The following is a 16,575-nucleotide window of genomic DNA, read 5'->3' as shown; positions in this document are numbered from 1 at the left end:
CTCGGGCCGTCAGCCGTTCCCGTAGGCCTTCGCCGCGTCGGTCTCCAGTTGCTTCTGGGCACCGGCCACGTCGTCGGGGCTCTTCAGGAAGTCCTGCAAGTCCTTCCACTCACCGACGCCCTGCGTGCCGCCGAACGCCGCCGGAGCCTGGTCGGACATGTCGAAGCGGAAGTCGTCGCCCGCCGCGAGCAGAGCCTTGGCGATCTCCCGGGTGACATCGTCCTTGTACGTCCCCTGGTCCATCTCCTTGTTGGGGGAGAGGAAACCGCCCTGCGCCGCCCAGATCTCCGCCGCGTCGGTCGAGGCGAGGAAGGTCAGCAGCGCCTGCGCGCCCTCGCCGTCCTTCAGCGCCACGGCCGCGTCGCCGCCGGTCACCACGGGGGAGGCGTCGCCGACCGCCGGGAACGGGAAGACCTTGGCGTCCGTGCCGATCTTCGCGTCCGTGTCCCCGTTGATGGTGACGGCCACGAAGTCGCCCTCGAACACCATGCCCGCCGGGGTGTCCCCGCCGAAGGTCTGCGTGATCGACTTCGGGTACTCGGTCTGCAGCGCGCCGGAGGCCCCGCCCGCGATGAGGTCGTCCTTGCCCCACAGCTCGGCGAGCGTGGTGAGGGCTTCCTTGACGGAGGGGTCGGTCCACTTGATCTCGTGGGCGGCCAGCTGGTCGTACTTCTCCGGGCCCGCCTGCGACAGATAGACGTTCTCGAACCAGTCGGTGAGTGTCCAGCCGTCCGCGCCGCCGATCGACACGGCGGGGGAGCCGGCGTCGGAGAGCGTCTGCGCGGTCTGGATGAAGTCGTCCCACGTCTTGGGTTCTTCGGTGATGCCCGCCGCCTCGAAGGCCGCGGTATTGTACCAGACGAGGGACTTGTTGGCGGCCTTCGCGTACACGCCGTACTGCTTGCCCTCGTACGCGCCCAGGTCCTTCCAGCCGGCCGAGAAGTTCTTGTCCAGCTGTGCCTGGGCCTCACTGCCGAGCGGTTTGACCCAGCCCTTCTCGGCGAACTGGTGCAACACGCCGACCTGCGGCAGGAACGCCACGTCCGGCGGCTTGCCGCCCTCGATCTTCGTACCTAAGAAAGTGGACGTGTTGTTGCCGGTCGGCACGAACGTCACCGAGGCGCCGGTGCGTTTCTCGAACTCGTCCAGCACCTTCTGGAAGTTGTCCAGCTCCGGGCCCGTGAAGACCGCCGCGACCTCCAGCTTCTGGCCGTCCAGCTTGGGGAGTTGGACGGTGGCCTTGCTGCCGCCGCCGTTGCCGCTGTCACCGCTGCCACCGCCGTCGTCGTCTCCGCCGCACGCGGTGAGCGAGGCGGCGAGGACGCCTGCGGCGAGAGCGGCGAGGGCCTTGGCGTGGGATGTACGAAGCATGCTGCGCATGACTGACCCCGTTCTCCGTGCGTCGTCGAACGTAGAAGCGCTGTCCCGTGCGCTCTGGTCTACGCCGCGGGCCTGGGGGCGGCAAGAGCGCCTGCGGTGTCAACTCCTTGATCGTGACCGCGTCGTGACCATGAGGCCGGGAGCAACGGGGGCGCCCATGCGCCGTAGGGGTGGCTCATCGTGGGCGGCTTCCCGTCGGCCGTGGTCGCTCGCGCAGTTCCCCGCGCCCCTGAAAACGAGAGTGTGGGGAGGGTGGGCGCAGGCAGCGCCGGTAAGCGTCTTCTGCCCCCGCCCAGGTCCGGCGCCGGGCGCGCTCACAGCAGGGACGGCACCCCCGCCGCCGAGACCTCCCGAGCCGCACGGTCCAACGCGCTGGCCAGCAACGCCAGATCCGTAGGTCCGTTCCCCAACTCCCGTACGGGTCGCCGCGCCGGCGGGTCTCCCATCCGCGCCCAGTCCAGCGGTACGACGGTGGGCCGCAGGGTCGCCGTACGAGGGATACGCCCCGTCACCCGCCCCGCCTGGAACGCGGTCGCCCGACCCCCCTCGCCCAGCAACTCCCCCCGCCCGGGCGCCGGTTCGTCCGGACCCGGCACCGGCGCGCTCAGCACGACACGCCTCCCACGCGCACGCCCCAGCTCGCTCTCACCCGTACGCCCGCCCCCACCCGTGGTGGCGACGAGATGCACCCCGAGCCGCTCACCCTCCCGGGCCACCGCCTCCAGCGCCCGTACGACGGACCCGGCCGCAGGCCGCCCCGTGGAACCCAAGGGAGGTGACAGCAGGGCGTCGAGGTCGTCGACGATCACGACGAGACGGGGCAGCTCCGAGCCGGGGGCAGGGTGCTTCCCGGCCGCCCCCTTGCCGTCCTGGTCCCGGGCCTTGCGACCGGCCGCAGGCCGCAGCCGGAGCGTGGAACTGGAGGACGAGTCGAGGTCGGCCGCCCCCGACGAGCCCGCCGACGCGCCGCCGGACCCGGCCCCCGCCGACCGCTGCGGGACGATACGGCCCGACACCTCACGCCGGGTGTGCCACTCCACGAACCCGAGCCCGCCGAGCAGCTCGGCCCGCCGCTTCAACTCGGCGCTCAGCGACTGCGCGAAGTCCCGCATCCGGACGGGATCGTTGGCCGTGAGATGCGTCCCGACATGAGGCAGGTCGGTACAGACCCCGAGCCCCTCCCCGGCCCGCCCCCCGCCCGCACCAGCGGCGCCGCCACCGCCGCCGCCACCGCCGTCCCGCCCGTCCACGAGCGCGATGCCCAGCCGGTCGGGCCGCTCGGCGGCGGCCAGCGACGCGGCGACGGACCGCAGCAGTTCCGTACGACCGCTGCCGGCCGGCCCCTCGATCAGCAGATGGGGGCCTTCGGCGACGAGGTCCATGGACACCGGCCCGCGCGGCCCCGCGCCGAGCACGGCCCAGGCCCGCCCGCCGAGCGCCGCGGTGTCATCGGCCGCGTCCGCCCACCGGGCCATCAACGACGCCGGCGTGGCCCGTGCCAGCCCCAGCTCGTCCAACAACCGCGCCGACTGCGGCAACGGCGCCGACACCCGCGCCTGCCGGTCCCCGGCCGATCCGTCCGTTCGCAACGGCGCCAGCGCCCGCGCGAACCGCTCCGCCCACGCCACCGACACCGCGTCCAGTGTGGCCACCGTGCCGTGGTTCAACAGCCCCGGCGCCGCCTCCGGGTCGAGCGAGGGGAGGCCCTGGGTGCCGGGATGCGTGCGCTCGTCGGCATCGGCGAGCGCGGCCCTCGCGAGATCGATGTTGGTGTGGGTACGGCTCACCGAACCGGGGTCCGAGGGAGCCGCACGGTCGGAACGAGGGCGGCTCGACGGGCCGTCGGCGTCCGTACCGCGCGCGTGGTCGACAGAGCCGTCGTGAAAGCCGTCGTGCGCGCTCCCCGTAGGCCCGGGCCGAGCGGGACCCGACGGGCCGGGCGCCCCGGGACCGCTCACCGCGGCATACCCGCCGGAGGCGACGCGCAGCAGCCGTAGCGCCGTGGCGACATCGCCGCTGAGCAGGGCGACGGCCCCGCACGCGCGGAACGCGGGCGAGACGTCGCAGGCCGCCGCGTACGTCTCCGTCACCGGCGAGGCGGGCGACGCGGACTCCGTCTCGGCGAGGCACACGACATGGATCCCGGCGACGGGTCCGTCCTGCGCCAGCCGTATCACGGCCTTCCGCACATCCGCGCCCCCGGGATCCCCGTCCACGATCACCACCGTGTAGGGCCCCGGGAAGCCACCGTCCGCCGGGTCGTCCTCCCGAGCCCACGACGGCCGCCGCCCGGCCCGCCGACCGGAGGCCCCGTCGTCCCCGTAGGCCGCCCCATGGCCTGTGGTGCCCCCGGCCCCGGCGGTGCGGCCCGTCGCCTCCCGGTACAGACGGCCCGTCGTGTCGTCCGGCCGGTGGCCGGCCACGCCCATGGTCCCGGTGCCCTGCGTACGACTGGTTCCGCCGCGCGGCGTACGCCCGGTCCCGTCGCCCGCCGCGCTGCCGGGCGCATGCCCCGCCGTGTCCGCCGCGTGGTCCTCCAGGCGGCGCAGCAGCTCGTCCAGACGTGCCGTCGTCTGCTCGCGGTCGTAGGCGAGGAGCAGGCGGCAGTCCTGGCCGTGGGCGGGGCGGAGGTGAGGGAGCCAGCCGAGCCAGGACCAGTCGGCGGTGCGTTCCTCGGCGGAGCGGGAGCGGTCCGCACTGATGAGGACCAGTTCCAGAATGTCGGGGGAGTGCAGCGCGGCGAGCTGGGCCACGACCGCGCGGGTCAGCCCCATCAGCCGAGGGCGCGGCCCGGCCAGCCCCAGCGCCCCGACCTCGCGCAGCCCGGTGGTCACCGGCACCGCGGGCAACAGCGCCGACCCGTCCGGCGCCGCCCGGTCCGTCGTACCCAGCCGCACCGTCAGCGCCTCCGGGTGCCCCGGCCCCCGCTCCCACAGCCGGGCGCCGGGCCCGAGCGCGGTGAGCAGCAGCGCGGCGGGATCCGGCCATGTCTCCGGGAGCCGCTTCCCACCGGCCGGCAGCACGGAGGCCATCGCCCCGCGCTCGTCCTCGTCGTACTCCGCGTCGTACTCGTACGGGTCGTACTCCGCCCCCGCCTGCCCCCGCCCGCCGGTCAGCCGCCGCGCCCAGGCCCCGAACCCACCCCGCTTACGCATCCCACGCGGCACCTCCGTCCCCCGAAGGGGAGTGCCCTTACGGGTACCGGAGTCGATGGGATCGTCGGCGCCGCCCGACCCGCCGGAACCGTGGGCCCGCACGCCAGGCCCGCCTGGCCCGCCAGATCCGCCGGACCTGCGGGAATCACCGGCATCGCGGGGATCACGAGTGCTGCGCGGATCACGACTACTGCGCGGCTCGTGGGCGTCACGGGCATCGCCGAGTCGGCCATGGGCTTCCGCCCCGCCTCCGCCCGTCGCGCCCTCGTGCGCGCCCGCCCGGCCCGTACCGGACGCGGCTTCCGTTTCCCCCGCCGTTCGCTCGATGCCCGGCGCCCCACCCTGCCCCGGCACCGTCCGCCGCTCGGCACGCCCCTGCCCCAGCTCCTCCGCCACTTGCCCGGACACGCCCCCGCGAGACGCTCTGCCGGAGCCGGAGCCGGAGCCGGAGCCGGAGCCGGAGCCGGAGCCGGAGCCGGAGCCGGAGCCGGAGCCGGAGCCGGAGCCGGAGCCGGAGCCGGAGCCGGAGCCGGAGCCGGCCTCGGCCCCCGCTCCCGTGCGAGAACCCGTACCGGCCCTCGCTCCCGCCCCGGAACCCCCCGGTCCCCCCGCCCCCACCGTCACCCGAACATGTCCCTCCCCATCAGGCGTCGTCCCGATCCCCCGCGCGCCCGACGACGAGGCCAGCCGAAGCGCGGACTCGCCGATGCGGAGCAGCGCGCCCGGGGTCAGACGCACCGGGCGGTCGCCCACGCGGGTGCCGTCGAGGGTGGTGCCGTTGGTGGAGCCGAGGTCGACTATGGAGACGCGGCCGTCGGCGGAGAGGGTGACGGCGCAGTGGAGGCGGGAGACATCGGGGTCGTCGAGAGGGACGTCCGCGTCGGCGGAGCGGCCGATGTGGATCTTGCCGCCGTGGAGGAGGTGGACGCCGCCCGCGTCGGGGCCGGCCACGACGTGGAGCTGGGCGGCGGCCTCGTCGACCTCGGGGCCCGGCTCGGCGGGGGCGCCCAGGGAGAGCACGGCGCCGTCGATGAGGGGCGGCTCGCCCAGGGTGCAGCGCTGGGCGTCGAGGCGCTCGGCACCGGCGTACAGCACGACCTGGCCGCCGCCGACCTCGCGGCTGCGTTCGAGCCGCTCGGCACCGCCCTCGCCGACGGCGGAGGCGAGGCCCGAGGCCACGGCGGCGAGGGCCGTCCCGGCTGGCGCCGTGACCAGCACGTCGCAGGCCGTGGCACGTCCTCGCGGCTCAGAGGGCGGTCCCAGCGGGTCTACGACGGTCAGCCGGATCTGCATCGCCGTCAGCGGTCCCTTCCGCGCGGGCACCCGCGACGACGAGGACGAGACTGCGCGGTCCCCACCGCAGACTTCCCCCACCGCTCACGGGCACGTCGGCCAGTACTGGAGGCATCCTCGCACCTGCCACTGACAACACGCCCGCCGCCCACCGTCAAGTGATCTTGATTGGTCGGCTCTGCCCCCAAAAGTGCCTGACCAGTGCCCGCTAGTTGATCACTTGAGATCGGTCACGTCCGTGTCGCGTCCGTATTCGGGATCGGTCGCGTCCGCATCCGGGCCGGGGCGCGTCCGTATCCGGGCAAGGGGCGCGTCCGTATCCGGAATCGCGTACGTCCGTATCCGGCAACCAACCGCCCAGGGGTGAGCGTCTTTCCATCGAACGCACACGGGTACCCGTACGTACTCGCGGACGCGGACACCGACAGCCGGCACACAGCAAGCCGGAGCAAGGCACGGCAAGCGGGCAGGAAGGCACAGGAAGGCGACAGCCCGGTCCCGCGGACGGCCGCACTACAGTGGGTCGGAACGTCCGAAGGACGAGGCCAGACGAGCAGATACCAGGCAAGCAAGCAGCAGGGAGCGCATGACGTGCGGCCGGTAGGGAGCAAGTACCTCCTTGAGGAGCCGATTGGACGCGGCGCCACAGGCACTGTCTGGCGCGCCCGCCAGCGGGAGACCGCGGGGGCCGAGGCGGCCGTGCCCGGCCACCCCGGCGAGACCGTGGCGATCAAGGTCCTCAAGGAAGAGCTCGCGAGTGACGCGGACATCGTGATGCGGTTCCTGCGGGAGCGCTCCGTGCTGCTCCGGCTCACCCATCCGAACATCGTGCGGGTGCGGGACCTCGTGGTCGAGGGCGATCTGCTGGCGCTGGTCATGGACCTGGTCGAGGGCCCCGATCTGCACCGGTACCTCCGCGAGAACGGCCCGTTCACACCCGTCGGCGCGGCCCTGCTGTCCGCGCAGATCGCCGACGCGCTCGCCGTGAGCCACGCCGACGGCGTCGTGCACCGCGACCTGAAGCCCGCCAACGTGCTGCTCAATCAGGACGGCGGCCAGATGCACCCGATGCTGACCGACTTCGGCATCGCCCGCCTCGCCGACTCCCCGGGCCTGACCCGGACCAGCGAGTTCGTGGGCACGCCCGCGTACGTCGCCCCCGAGTCCGCCGAGGGCCAGCCGCAGACCTCCGCCGTCGACATCTACGGCGCCGGCATCCTGATGTACGAACTGGTCACCGGGCGCCCGCCGTTCAACGGCCAGTCCGCGCTCGAAGTGCTGCACCAGCACCTCAGCGCCGAGCCGCGCCGCCCGTCCACCGTCCCCGAACCGCTGTGGACGGTCATCGAGCGCTGTCTGCGCAAGAACCCGAGGGAGAGGCCCAGCGCCGTCAACCTCGCCCGCGCGCTCCGCGTCGTCGCCGAGGGCGTCGGCGTGCACGCGAACTCCATGCAGATCGCCGCCGCCGAGGGCGTGGGCCACCTCCTCGCCCCCGACCCGACGCCCGCGCAGGTGCCGGGCGCCCCGGACCCGTTCGGCTCGGCCGACCCGACGCAGGTGCTGCCGCACGGCGCCGGCTCGTACGACCCGAACGGCGCGACCAGCGTGCTCCCGCACACCTCGGGCCCGGCGGGCGCGGCCGACCCCACCGCCGTACTCCCGCACACCAGCGGCTCCGACCCGACCTCCGTCATGCCGCCGGTGCCGCCGCACGACCCGGGCGGGCAGCAGCCCGAGCAGCCGCACCCCTGGCAGAACCAGCTCCGCGCGGCCCGCGACCGCAACGAGCAGACCCAGGTCCAGCACCTCGACCCCAGCGAGGACCCGCTGCGCCGCCGCCCCCAGCGGCAGGCCAACCGCCCGCAGCAGCCCCCGCAGCAGCCTCCGCGCCGGCAGCAGCGCCCGCCCCAGGGCGGCCCCGGCCCCGGGTACGGCCACCCGCAGCAGCAACAGCCGTACGCCGCCCCCGCGCCGCAGCCTCAGCGCCAGCAGCCGCAGCGGTACGCCCCCGCCCCACAGCCGCAGCAGCCCGCGCCCCGGCCCCAGCGTGAGCCCCGGCCGCCCCGCGAGCCGCGGCAGCGCAGTGCCAACCCGATGAAGATCCCGGGCCTCGGCTGCCTCAAGGGCTGCCTGTTCATGATCGTCCTCCTCTTCGTCGGCGGCTGGCTGATCTGGGAGTTCACCCCCCTCCAGGGGTGGATCGGCACAGGCAAGAGCTGGTGGGAACAGCTCACCGACTGGTTCACCGAGGCCAGCAAGTGGATCGGCGACCTGGGCAACGACCCGAGCACGGGGTCCGGCTCAGGGCAGTGACGGTGGGCCGGGGCGGCACCAGCTTTTCAACCTTGTCCCCGCTCCGGCCTCCCGGCTCCGGCGCCCCCGTCCGACCTCGGCCTTCCATGTCCTGACGCCAGCTCTCCAACTTCGGCCTTCCGGTCCCGGCTTCGGCTGCCCGCCATGGGCGTCCCGCGTCGGCCTGCCGTGTCCTGATGCCAGCCCCCCACTTCGGCCTCCTGGTGCCGGCTTCGGCTGCCCGGCACCGGGCGTCCCGCGTCGGCCTTCCGGTGCGATGCCTTGACGTCGGCCTCTCGTTTCGCCGTCGGCCTCTCCTCTCGGTTCCGGCCTTCGGCCCTCGTTTCGGGCTTCCGTCGGCCCGTGGTTCCGTGCCTGTCGGCGCATCTCATCGCCAAGGTTGGGGATTTGTCGATATCTGAGGGGTGATTTCCGCCTCGGCGGTGAAGGTTGGGTCTTGGTGCGCGTAGCTTTGTCGCCAACACGCGGCCTGTAGGAGCAGTCTTGGGACGGAAGATCGGAAGCCGGTACACCGCGAACCAGATTCTGGGGCGGGGCAGCGCCGGCACGGTGTGGCTGGGTGAGGGCCCCGAGGGCCCCGTCGCCATCAAGCTGCTGCGCGAGGACCTCTCGTCCGACCAGGAACTCGTCAGCCGTTTCGTCCAGGAGCGCACGGCGCTGCTGGGACTCGACCACCCGAACGTGGTCTCCGTACGCGACCTCGTCGTCGACGGCAACGACCTCGCCCTCGTCATGGACCTCGTCCGGGGCACCGACCTGCGCACCCGCCTCGACCGGGAGCGGCGCATGGCCCCCGAGGCGGCGGTCGCCATAGTGGCCGACATCGCGGACGCCCTGTCGGCGGCCCACGCGGCCGGGGTCGTCCACCGGGACGTGAAGCCGGAGAACGTCCTCCTCGACATGCAGGGCCCCCTCGGCCCCGGCGGCTCGCATCCCGCCCTCCTGACCGACTTCGGCGTCGCCAAGCTGATCGATTCTCCTCGCCGCACCCGCGCGACGAAGATCATCGGTACGCCGGACTATCTCGCCCCCGAGATAGTCGAGGGCCTGCCGCCCCGTGCGGCCGTGGACATCTACGCCCTCGCGACCGTGCTGTACGAGCTGCTCGCGGGGTTCACCCCGTTCGGCGGCGGGCATCCCGGCGCCGTGCTGCGCCGCCACGTCACCGAGACCGTCGTCCCGCTGCCCGGCATTCCCGAGGAGCTGTGGCAACTGCTCGTGCAGTGCCTCGCCAAGGCACCGGCCTCGCGGTTGCGGGCGTCCGAGCTGGCGGCGCGGTTGCGGGAGCAGATGCCGTTGCTGGCGGGGATGCCGCCGCTGGATGTCGACGAGCCCGGGACGGAGTCCGGGGACGGGTACGAGGAGGCTCCCGCCGAGGCCGCCGCTCCGCGTGAGCGCGTACGGCGGGGGGCGGTGCCGTTGGTGCCGGGGGCCAAGCCCGACTCCAACCGGGATACGCATACGTCCATGCGGGTGCCGGGGCCGGATGAGCTGGCGGGGGGTGCGCGGGGGACCGCGCGGGTGCCGAGGGCGGCGGGGACGCCTCGGCCGGGGTCCGCGCGGAACCGGGGGAGCGCGGTTCGGCGGCGGCGGATCACGTTGAGCGCGGCGGCTGTGGCCTTGATCGCGGCGGTGGGGGTGGGGACGTGGGCGGTCACCTCCGGGGACGAGGAGGGTGGGGCGCCGTCCGACACGAAGAATTCGGCGCCGGGGAATCCTTGAGCGGGGCGCCTCATAGCTCGGGGGTGCCTGTCCGTTGGCGGGTGCGGATCCGGTGGGGCTTCTCGCGCGGTTCCCCGCGCCCCTGAAAAGCCCCGGGCGCGACCCATGCCGTTAAGGGGCGCGGGGAACCGCGCGACCAGCCCTCACTCACCCGCAGCCGACGAACCCGCCACAGCCCCCACCCTGAACCCCCGGCACCCGGTGCCGGCCCCCGCTGCGGTCACCTCGCCGTGGCTTACCCGGCGGAGCCGTTACGCTGGGGGCGTGGCAGTCGTCGATGTATCCGAAGAGCTGAAGTCCCTCTCCTCGACCATGGAGTCGATCGAGGCCGTTTTGGACCTCGACAAGCTGAGGGCAGACATCGCCGTGCTCGAGGAGCAGGCGGCCGCGCCGTCCCTGTGGGACAACCCGGACGAGGCGCAGAAGATCACCAGCAAGCTCTCCCACCTCCAGGCCGAGGTCAGGAAGGCGGAGGCCCTGCGAGGTCGCATCGACGACCTCGGTGTCCTCTTCGAGATGGCCGAGGAGGAGGACGACCCGGACACCCGCGCCGAGGCCGAGTCGGAGCTGACTTCCGTCAGGAAGGCGCTGGACGAGATGGAGGTCCGCACCCTCCTCTCCGGCGAGTACGACTCCCGTGAGGCCCTCGTCAACATCCGCGCCGAGGCCGGTGGCGTCGACGCCGCCGACTTCGCCGAGAAGCTGCAGCGGATGTACCTGCGCTGGGCGGAGCAGAAGGGTTACAAGACCGAGGTCTACGAGACGTCGTACGCGGAAGAGGCCGGCATCAAGTCGACCACCTTCGCCGTCCAGATCCCGTACGCCTACGGCACGCTCTCCGTGGAGCAGGGCACGCACCGGCTCGTCCGGATCTCGCCCTTCGACAACCAGGGGCGGCGCCAGACCTCCTTCGCGGGTGTCGAGATCCTGCCCGTGGTCGAGACGACGGACCACATCGAGATCGACGAGTCCGAGCTGCGCGTGGACGTCTACCGGTCGTCCGGCCCGGGCGGCCAGGGCGTCAACACCACCGACTCCGCGGTGCGGCTGACCCACCTCCCCACCGGCATCGTCGTCTCCTGTCAGAACGAGCGGTCGCAGATCCAGAACAAGGCGTCCGCGATGAACGTGCTGCAGGCGAAGCTCCTCGATCGGCGCCGGCAGGAGGAGCAGGCCAAGATGGACGCCCTCAAGGGCGACGGCGGCAACTCCTGGGGCAACCAGATGCGTTCGTACGTCCTGCACCCGTACCAGATGGTCAAGGACCTCCGCACCGAGTACGAAGTCGGCAACCCCGAGGCCGTGTTCAATGGCGAGATCGATGGCTTCCTGGAGGCCGGGATTCGCTGGCGCAAGCAGCAGGAGAAGTAGCGGCCGCGCAAGCGGGACCAGCCGCGGGCGAGAAATCCCGGACAATTTCAGCGCTTTGTCGACAAGGCAACTGCCTTCCCCTGGAAGGCAGTTGCCTTGTCCGTGCGGAGATGTCTGGGTTTTACGTCACACTCACACGTCGTTGTCGCGGTCAAATGCGGTGAACGGGACATCGCGTACGCAACGACCTTGACGTTGCTGCGAAAACTGGGAAGGCTGGCGCGTGGCATGCGCATTACTGGGGCGCATGTGAACCGGGGGACTTCGAATCAACCGACTGCTCCCGTTGATCGCGGCCCCGGGCGCTCTGCTCCATTTACTGATGAGCTACTGGGGGTAGCAGCCATATGACGAAGAAGACGCGGATCCGCGTGGCGCGAATCGCCGCGGGTGCCGTGATCGCCGCCGGCGCGTCGCTGACCGCCGCGGGTGCCGCTTCCGCACTCGACCTCGGCGTCGGCGTCGGTGTCAGCACCGACGACGGTGTCTCCGCCAATGTCGGTGTCGAGGTCAATACCGGCAGCACCGACGGCAGCACCGACGGCAACACCATCATCGGTGCGACCACCGCCGGTGGCACCACCACCGACGGCGGTACGACCACGGACGGCGGGACCACCACCGACGGTGGCACCACCACGGACGGTGGCACGACGACCGACGGTGGCACCACCACCGACGGCGGTACGACCACGGACGGCGGCACCACCACGGACGGTGGCACGACGACCGACGGCGGCACCACCACCGACGGTGGTACGACCTCCAACGGTTCGACCTCCAACGGTGCGAACTCCGGTGGCTCCACCTCCAACGGTGCGAACTCCGGCGGTTCGACCTCCAACGGTGCGAACTCCGGCGGTTCGACCTCCAACGGTGCGAACTCCGGTGGCTCCACCTCCAACGGTTCCACCGACGGCGGTTCGACCGACGGCGGTTCGACCTCCGGCGGCTCCACCGACGGTGGTTCCACCTCCGGTGGCACCGACCCCGACGGTGGCAACGACGAGGTCGTCCAGGAGGAGGGCTCCTCGGCCCTCACGGACACCGGCTCGGAGACCGAGGCCCAGGGCGCCGGCAGCGGCGAGCTGGCCGAGACGGGTGCCGCTGAGACCACGTTCCTGCTGGTCGGCGCCGCCACGATGATCGCCGGTGGTATCGGCTTCCGTCTGCTGCCGCGCCTGATGGTCGGCCGCGGCGCCGCCGCCTGACAGCACTCCGCGACAGGCGGACGCGTGAGCGTCTGAGTACGTGAACGAGGAAGGCCCGGGGCAGCCAGCCCCGGGCCTTCCTCGTACGTCCTGCGTCGCGTACGCCCTGTGTCGTCGTACGTCCTATGCCGTCTGGTGCGCCAGCAGGGCCACTGCCGCTATGAGGATCGCCAGGAGGGCGATCAGGGTCATGGGGCTCAGGCTCGCGAAGGGGTTCTCCTGCTGGAGTCGCTCGCGGCTGGCCCGGCACACATGGCAGCGGCCCTCGGCGACGGGGGACGCGCAGTTCGCGCACACCAACCGGTCGTACGTCATGCGCCTCGCCCTCCTTGCAACGGCCTCACACATACCTCAACGCTTCGCGGAACCGGACCGTTCCTCTACTCCACTGTGCCAGGTTCCTCCGGCGGTTGCGCGGGCGCCTGCGAAAGGGGCGGTGGCCGTAGGCGCGCGGCTGCGCCCGGTGGGGCTGGTCGCGCAGTTCCCCCGCGCCCCTTACCGGGCCGGGGACGGTACAGTCTCGTCCATCCATTCCCGACGGCTTGTGGTGCATCCGTGATCCGATTCGACAACGTGTCCAAGGTCTACCCCAAGCAGACCCGCCCCGCACTCAGGGATGTGTCCCTGGAGGTCGAGAAGGGCGAGTTCGTGTTCCTCGTGGGGTCCTCCGGCTCCGGAAAGTCCACCTTCCTGCGGCTGATCCTCCGGGAGGAGCGGTGCAGCCAGGGCCAGGTACACGTCCTGGGCAAGGATCTCGCACGCCTGTCCAACTGGAAGGTGCCGCAGATGCGCCGCCAGCTCGGGACGGTGTTCCAGGACTTCCGGCTGCTGCCGAACAAGACGGTCGGCGAGAACGTCGCCTTCGCGCAGGAGGTCATCGGCAAGTCGCGCGGCGAGATCCGCAAGTCCGTGCCGCAGGTGCTGGAGCTGGTCGGCCTCGGCGGCAAGGAGGAGCGGATGCCGGGCGAGCTGTCCGGTGGTGAGCAGCAGCGCGTGGCCATCGCGCGGGCCTTCGTGAACCGGCCCAAGCTGCTGATCGCGGACGAGCCCACCGGCAACCTCGACCCGCAGACCTCCGTCGGCATCATGAAGCTGCTCGACCGGATCAACCGGACGGGCACCACCGTGGTGATGGCGACCCACGACCAGAACATCGTGGACCAGATGCGCAAGCGCGTCATCGAGCTGGAGAAGGGCCGCCTCGTCCGCGACCAGGCGCGCGGCGTCTACGGCTACCAGCACTGACCGCACAGTCCACGGAAAGGCTCAGCGAGACGCCATGCGCGCCCAGTTCGTCCTCTCGGAGATCGGTGTCGGTCTCCGCCGCAACCTCACGATGACCTTCGCGGTCATCGTCTCCGTCGCCCTCTCCCTCGCCCTGTTCGGCGGATCGCTGCTGATGAGCGACCAGGTCAGCCAGATGAAGGGTTTCTGGTACGACAAGGTCAACGTGTCGGTCTTCCTCTGCAACAAGAGCGACGCGGAGTCCGACCCCAACTGCGCCAAGGGCGCGGTCACGACCGAGCAGAAGAACCAGATCAAGTCCGATCTGAACAAGATGTCGGTCGTCGACAACGTCGCCTACGAGTCGCAGGACCAGGCGTACAAGCACTACAAGGAGCAGTTCGGCGACTCCCCGCTGGCCAGCAGCCTCACCCCGGACCAGATGCAGGAGTCGTACCGGATCAAGCTGAAGGACCCGGAGAAGTACCAGGTCATCGCAAGCGCCTTCAACGGGCGTGACGGTGTGCAGTCGGTGCAGGACCAGAAGGGCATCCTGGACAACCTGTTCCGGCTCCTCGGCTATCTGAACTGGGCGGCGCGCGGTGTGATGGCGGTCATGCTGGTCGTGGCGCTGCTGCTGATCGTCAACACGGTGCGTGTCTCGGCGTTCAGCCGCCGGCGTGAGACCGGGATCATGCGGCTGGTCGGCGCGTCCGGCTTCTACATCCAGGCGCCGTTCATCATGGAGGCCGCGGTCGCCGGCGTCATCGGCGGCTCGATCGCCTGCGCCATCCTGATGCTGGGGCAGTACTTCGTGATCGACAACGGGGCGTCCCTGTCGACGAACCTGCCGCTGATCAATTTCGTCGGCTGGGACGCGGTCCTGACCAAGCTGCCGCTCATCCTCGCGGCGAGCTTCCTGATGCCCGCCTTGGCCGCTTTCTTCGCGTTGCGCAAGTACCTGAAGGTGTGACGCACGCCCCTGGGGCCGTACCGGCAAGGGCCGGTACGGCCCTTCGCGTTGTCCTAGACTCGCCGACATGTCAGGCCGCGACCTGTTCTCCCAGCCCCGCCGCATCGGCCGCGGGGCCGCCCTGGCACTGGTCTTCGCGAGCGTGCTCGCCACGGGCGCCGCGACCGGCTCCTTCGACGGCCCGCAGCGCGGGACGGCCTCCGCCGTCGAGAGGCCCCGCTCCACCCCGGCCGACAAGGAACAGGACGTCGCCGACGCCGCCGCCGAGGCCATGGCCGAGGGCACGTCCCCCGTGGAGGCCGCCGAGCGCGCCGTCAGCCGCAGCGGCGACCGGTGGGGCGCGGTCTACTCCGAGGGCGAGTACGAGGAGTTCGAGGAGGCCCTCGACGGCGAGTACACCGGCGTCGGCCTCTGGGCCCGGCTGGAGCGCGACGGCCGTATCGAGGTGACCCGGGTGCAGGACGGCTCGCCCGCGGCCGGCGCCGGGATCCGCGCGGGCGACCGGCTGGTCAGCGTCGACGGCGAGAAGGTCGACGGCCGCCCGGTCACCGAGGTCGTCGCCTTACTCCGCGGCGACGCGATCGACGGGAGGAGCGGGACCACCGACACCCCCGAGAGCGCGGCCGCCGGTACGAAGGTGACGCTGGAGTTGCAGCGCTCCACCCGGACCTGGCACGAGACCCTGCGCCGGGCACGTCTGTCCACCGAGGACGTGACCGTCAGCCACATCGCCGGCGGGGTCGCCGTCATCAAGGTCGACGCGTTCACCAAGGGCTCCGGCGATCTCGTACGGGCCGCCGTCGAGCAGGCCGCCGACGCCTCCGGCTTCGTCCTCGATCTTCGCGGCAACTCCGGCGGCCTGGTCACCGAGGCCGTCACCGCCGCCTCCGCCTTCCTCGACGGCGGCCTCGTCGCCACGTACGACGTCAACGGCGAGCAGCAGGCCCTGCACGCCGACCCCGGCGGCGACACCGCCAGACCCCTGGTCGCGCTCGTCGACGGCGGCACGATGAGCGCGGCCGAGCTGCTCACCGGGGCTCTCCAGGACCGCGGCCGCGCGGTGGTCGTGGGCTCCCGCACCTTCGGCAAGGGCTCGGTCCAGATGCCGAGCCGCCTCCCCGACGGCTCCGTCGCCGAACTGACCGTCGGCCACTACCGCACCCCCTCCGGCCGCGGCGTCGACGGCAGCGGCATCACCCCCGACCTCGAAGCGGACGAGGACGCCCTCCAGCGGGCCGAGACGGTACTGAGCGGCCTCGGGCAGTGAGCCGCCCCCACCGCCGCGTTCCCCCTGGTCGCCGCTCCCGTTAATCGGCTTTCCGCGGACCCCCTCCGTAGTGCGAAAATGGACGGCACTATGAGCAAGGGAATGTACGTACCGAAGGAGTCCCAGCCCAAGCAGGGCGGGACGGCCGCCCAGGGCCGGGACGGCGAGAAGGGCGGCAAGCGCAAGATCGTCGCCCAGAACAAGAAGGCCCGGCACGACTACGCGATCATCGACACCTATGAGGCGGGCCTCGTACTCACCGGTACCGAGGTCAAGTCGCTGCGCGAGGGACGCACCTCGCTGACCGACGGCTTCGTCCAGATCGACCGGGGTGAGGCCTGGCTGCACAACGCCCACATCCCCGAGTACCACCAGGGCAGCTGGACCAACCACTCCGCGCGCCGCAAGCGCAAGCTGCTCCTGCACCGCGAGGAGATCGACAAGCTGGAGGCCAAGGCCCAGGAGACGGGTCACACCATCGTGCCCCTCGCGCTGTACTTCAAGGACGGCCGGGCGAAGGCCGAGATCGCGCTCGCGCGCGGCAAGAAGGAGTACGACAAGCGGCAGACCCTGCGGGAGAAGCAGGACCGGCGGGAGTCGGACCGCGCGATCGCGGCGGTGAAGCGCAAGGAGCGGGCGTAGCCGCGGGGAATACGGTGGCATGCG

Annotated in this window: 11 protein-coding genes; 8 read left to right on the top strand and 3 right to left on the bottom strand. The window is 72.0% G+C overall.

Annotated features, from left to right (window positions below; all coding sequences use genetic code 11):
- Positions 1-9: 9 nt before the first annotated feature.
- Both JIX55_RS20950 and JIX55_RS20945 read right to left on the bottom strand, forming a co-directional pair.
- The gene (locus JIX55_RS20950; protein ID WP_257564835.1) at positions 10-1,380 is read right to left on the bottom strand and encodes an ABC transporter substrate-binding protein; all 1,371 of its coding nucleotides are present in this window, start codon (positions 1,378-1,380) and stop codon (positions 10-12) included.
- Between the two features lie 314 nt (positions 1,381-1,694).
- A complete protein-coding gene (locus JIX55_RS20945; RefSeq protein WP_257564834.1) occupies positions 1,695-5,828 on the bottom strand; it encodes an FHA domain-containing protein in 4,134 nt (1,377 codons plus the stop codon).
- 591 nt (positions 5,829-6,419) lie between these two features.
- On the opposite strand from JIX55_RS20945, the gene JIX55_RS20940 reads away from it, so the two are divergent.
- The 4 genes from JIX55_RS20940 (at position 6,420) to JIX55_RS20925 (ending at position 12,445) form a co-directional block, all read left to right on the top strand.
- Positions 6,420-8,141 carry a serine/threonine-protein kinase gene (locus JIX55_RS20940; RefSeq protein WP_257564833.1) on the top strand — a complete coding sequence of 574 codons (1,722 nt, stop codon included), beginning with the start codon at positions 6,420-6,422 and terminating at the stop codon, positions 8,139-8,141.
- 483 nt (positions 8,142-8,624) lie between these two features.
- On the top strand, positions 8,625-9,863 hold the full coding sequence (locus tag JIX55_RS20935) for a serine/threonine-protein kinase (RefSeq protein WP_257564832.1): 1,239 nt from the start codon (positions 8,625-8,627) through the stop codon (positions 9,861-9,863).
- A 264-nt stretch (positions 9,864-10,127) separates the two neighbouring features.
- A complete protein-coding gene (prfB, locus tag JIX55_RS20930; protein WP_257564831.1) occupies positions 10,128-11,234 on the top strand; it encodes a peptide chain release factor 2 in 1,107 nt (368 codons plus the stop codon).
- A gap of 347 nt (positions 11,235-11,581) precedes the next feature.
- Positions 11,582-12,445, top strand: coding sequence for a hypothetical protein (locus JIX55_RS20925; protein WP_257564830.1), 864 nt, complete (start codon positions 11,582-11,584; stop codon positions 12,443-12,445).
- A 123-nt stretch (positions 12,446-12,568) separates the two neighbouring features.
- Here JIX55_RS20925 and JIX55_RS20920 read toward each other — a convergent pair whose 3' ends face one another.
- Positions 12,569-12,760: a hypothetical protein gene (locus tag JIX55_RS20920; RefSeq protein WP_005486830.1), complete on the bottom strand. Its 192-nt coding sequence runs from the start codon at positions 12,758-12,760 to the stop codon at positions 12,569-12,571.
- Between the two features lie 240 nt (positions 12,761-13,000).
- Here JIX55_RS20920 and ftsE point away from each other — a divergent pair, with 240 nt between their 5' ends.
- The 4 genes from ftsE (at position 13,001) to smpB (ending at position 16,551) form a co-directional block, all read left to right on the top strand.
- Entirely contained in the window at positions 13,001-13,690 is a 690-nt protein-coding gene (ftsE, locus tag JIX55_RS20915) for a cell division ATP-binding protein FtsE (RefSeq protein WP_009320785.1), read from the top strand.
- Between the two features lie 34 nt (positions 13,691-13,724).
- Positions 13,725-14,642, top strand: coding sequence for a permease-like cell division protein FtsX (gene ftsX, locus JIX55_RS20910; RefSeq protein ID WP_257564829.1), 918 nt, complete (start codon positions 13,725-13,727; stop codon positions 14,640-14,642).
- A 67-nt stretch (positions 14,643-14,709) separates the two neighbouring features.
- Positions 14,710-15,909: a S41 family peptidase gene (locus JIX55_RS20905; RefSeq protein WP_257564828.1), complete on the top strand. Its 1,200-nt coding sequence runs from the start codon at positions 14,710-14,712 to the stop codon at positions 15,907-15,909.
- 102 nt (positions 15,910-16,011) lie between these two features.
- The gene (gene smpB, locus JIX55_RS20900; RefSeq protein WP_257569410.1) at positions 16,012-16,551 is read left to right on the top strand and encodes an SsrA-binding protein SmpB; all 540 of its coding nucleotides are present in this window, start codon (positions 16,012-16,014) and stop codon (positions 16,549-16,551) included.
- The last annotated feature ends 24 nt before the right edge of the window (positions 16,552-16,575 follow it).

Source organism: Streptomyces sp. DSM 40750, from assembly GCF_024612035.1.
GTDB lineage: Bacteria > Actinomycetota > Actinomycetes > Streptomycetales > Streptomycetaceae > Streptomyces.
The sequence above is the reverse complement of the archived record's forward strand: the minus strand, read 5'-3'. Positions and strand labels throughout refer to the sequence as shown.

Coding starts and splice junctions, on each gene's coding strand:
- JIX55_RS20950 (WP_257564835.1), bottom strand. CDS start 1,380: ATGCGCAGCATGCTTCGTACATCCCACGCCAAGGCCCTCGCCGCTCTC.
- JIX55_RS20945 (WP_257564834.1), bottom strand. CDS start 5,828: ATGCAGATCCGGCTGACCGTCGTAGACCCGCTGGGACCGCCCTCTGAG.
- JIX55_RS20925 (WP_257564830.1), top strand. CDS start 11,582: ATGACGAAGAAGACGCGGATCCGCGTGGCGCGAATCGCCGCGGGTGCC.
- JIX55_RS20920 (WP_005486830.1), bottom strand. CDS start 12,760: ATGACGTACGACCGGTTGGTGTGCGCGAACTGCGCGTCCCCCGTCGCC.
- ftsX (WP_257564829.1), top strand. CDS start 13,725: ATGCGCGCCCAGTTCGTCCTCTCGGAGATCGGTGTCGGTCTCCGCCGC.
- JIX55_RS20905 (WP_257564828.1), top strand. CDS start 14,710: ATGTCAGGCCGCGACCTGTTCTCCCAGCCCCGCCGCATCGGCCGCGGG.
- smpB (WP_257569410.1), top strand. CDS start 16,012: ATGTACGTACCGAAGGAGTCCCAGCCCAAGCAGGGCGGGACGGCCGCC.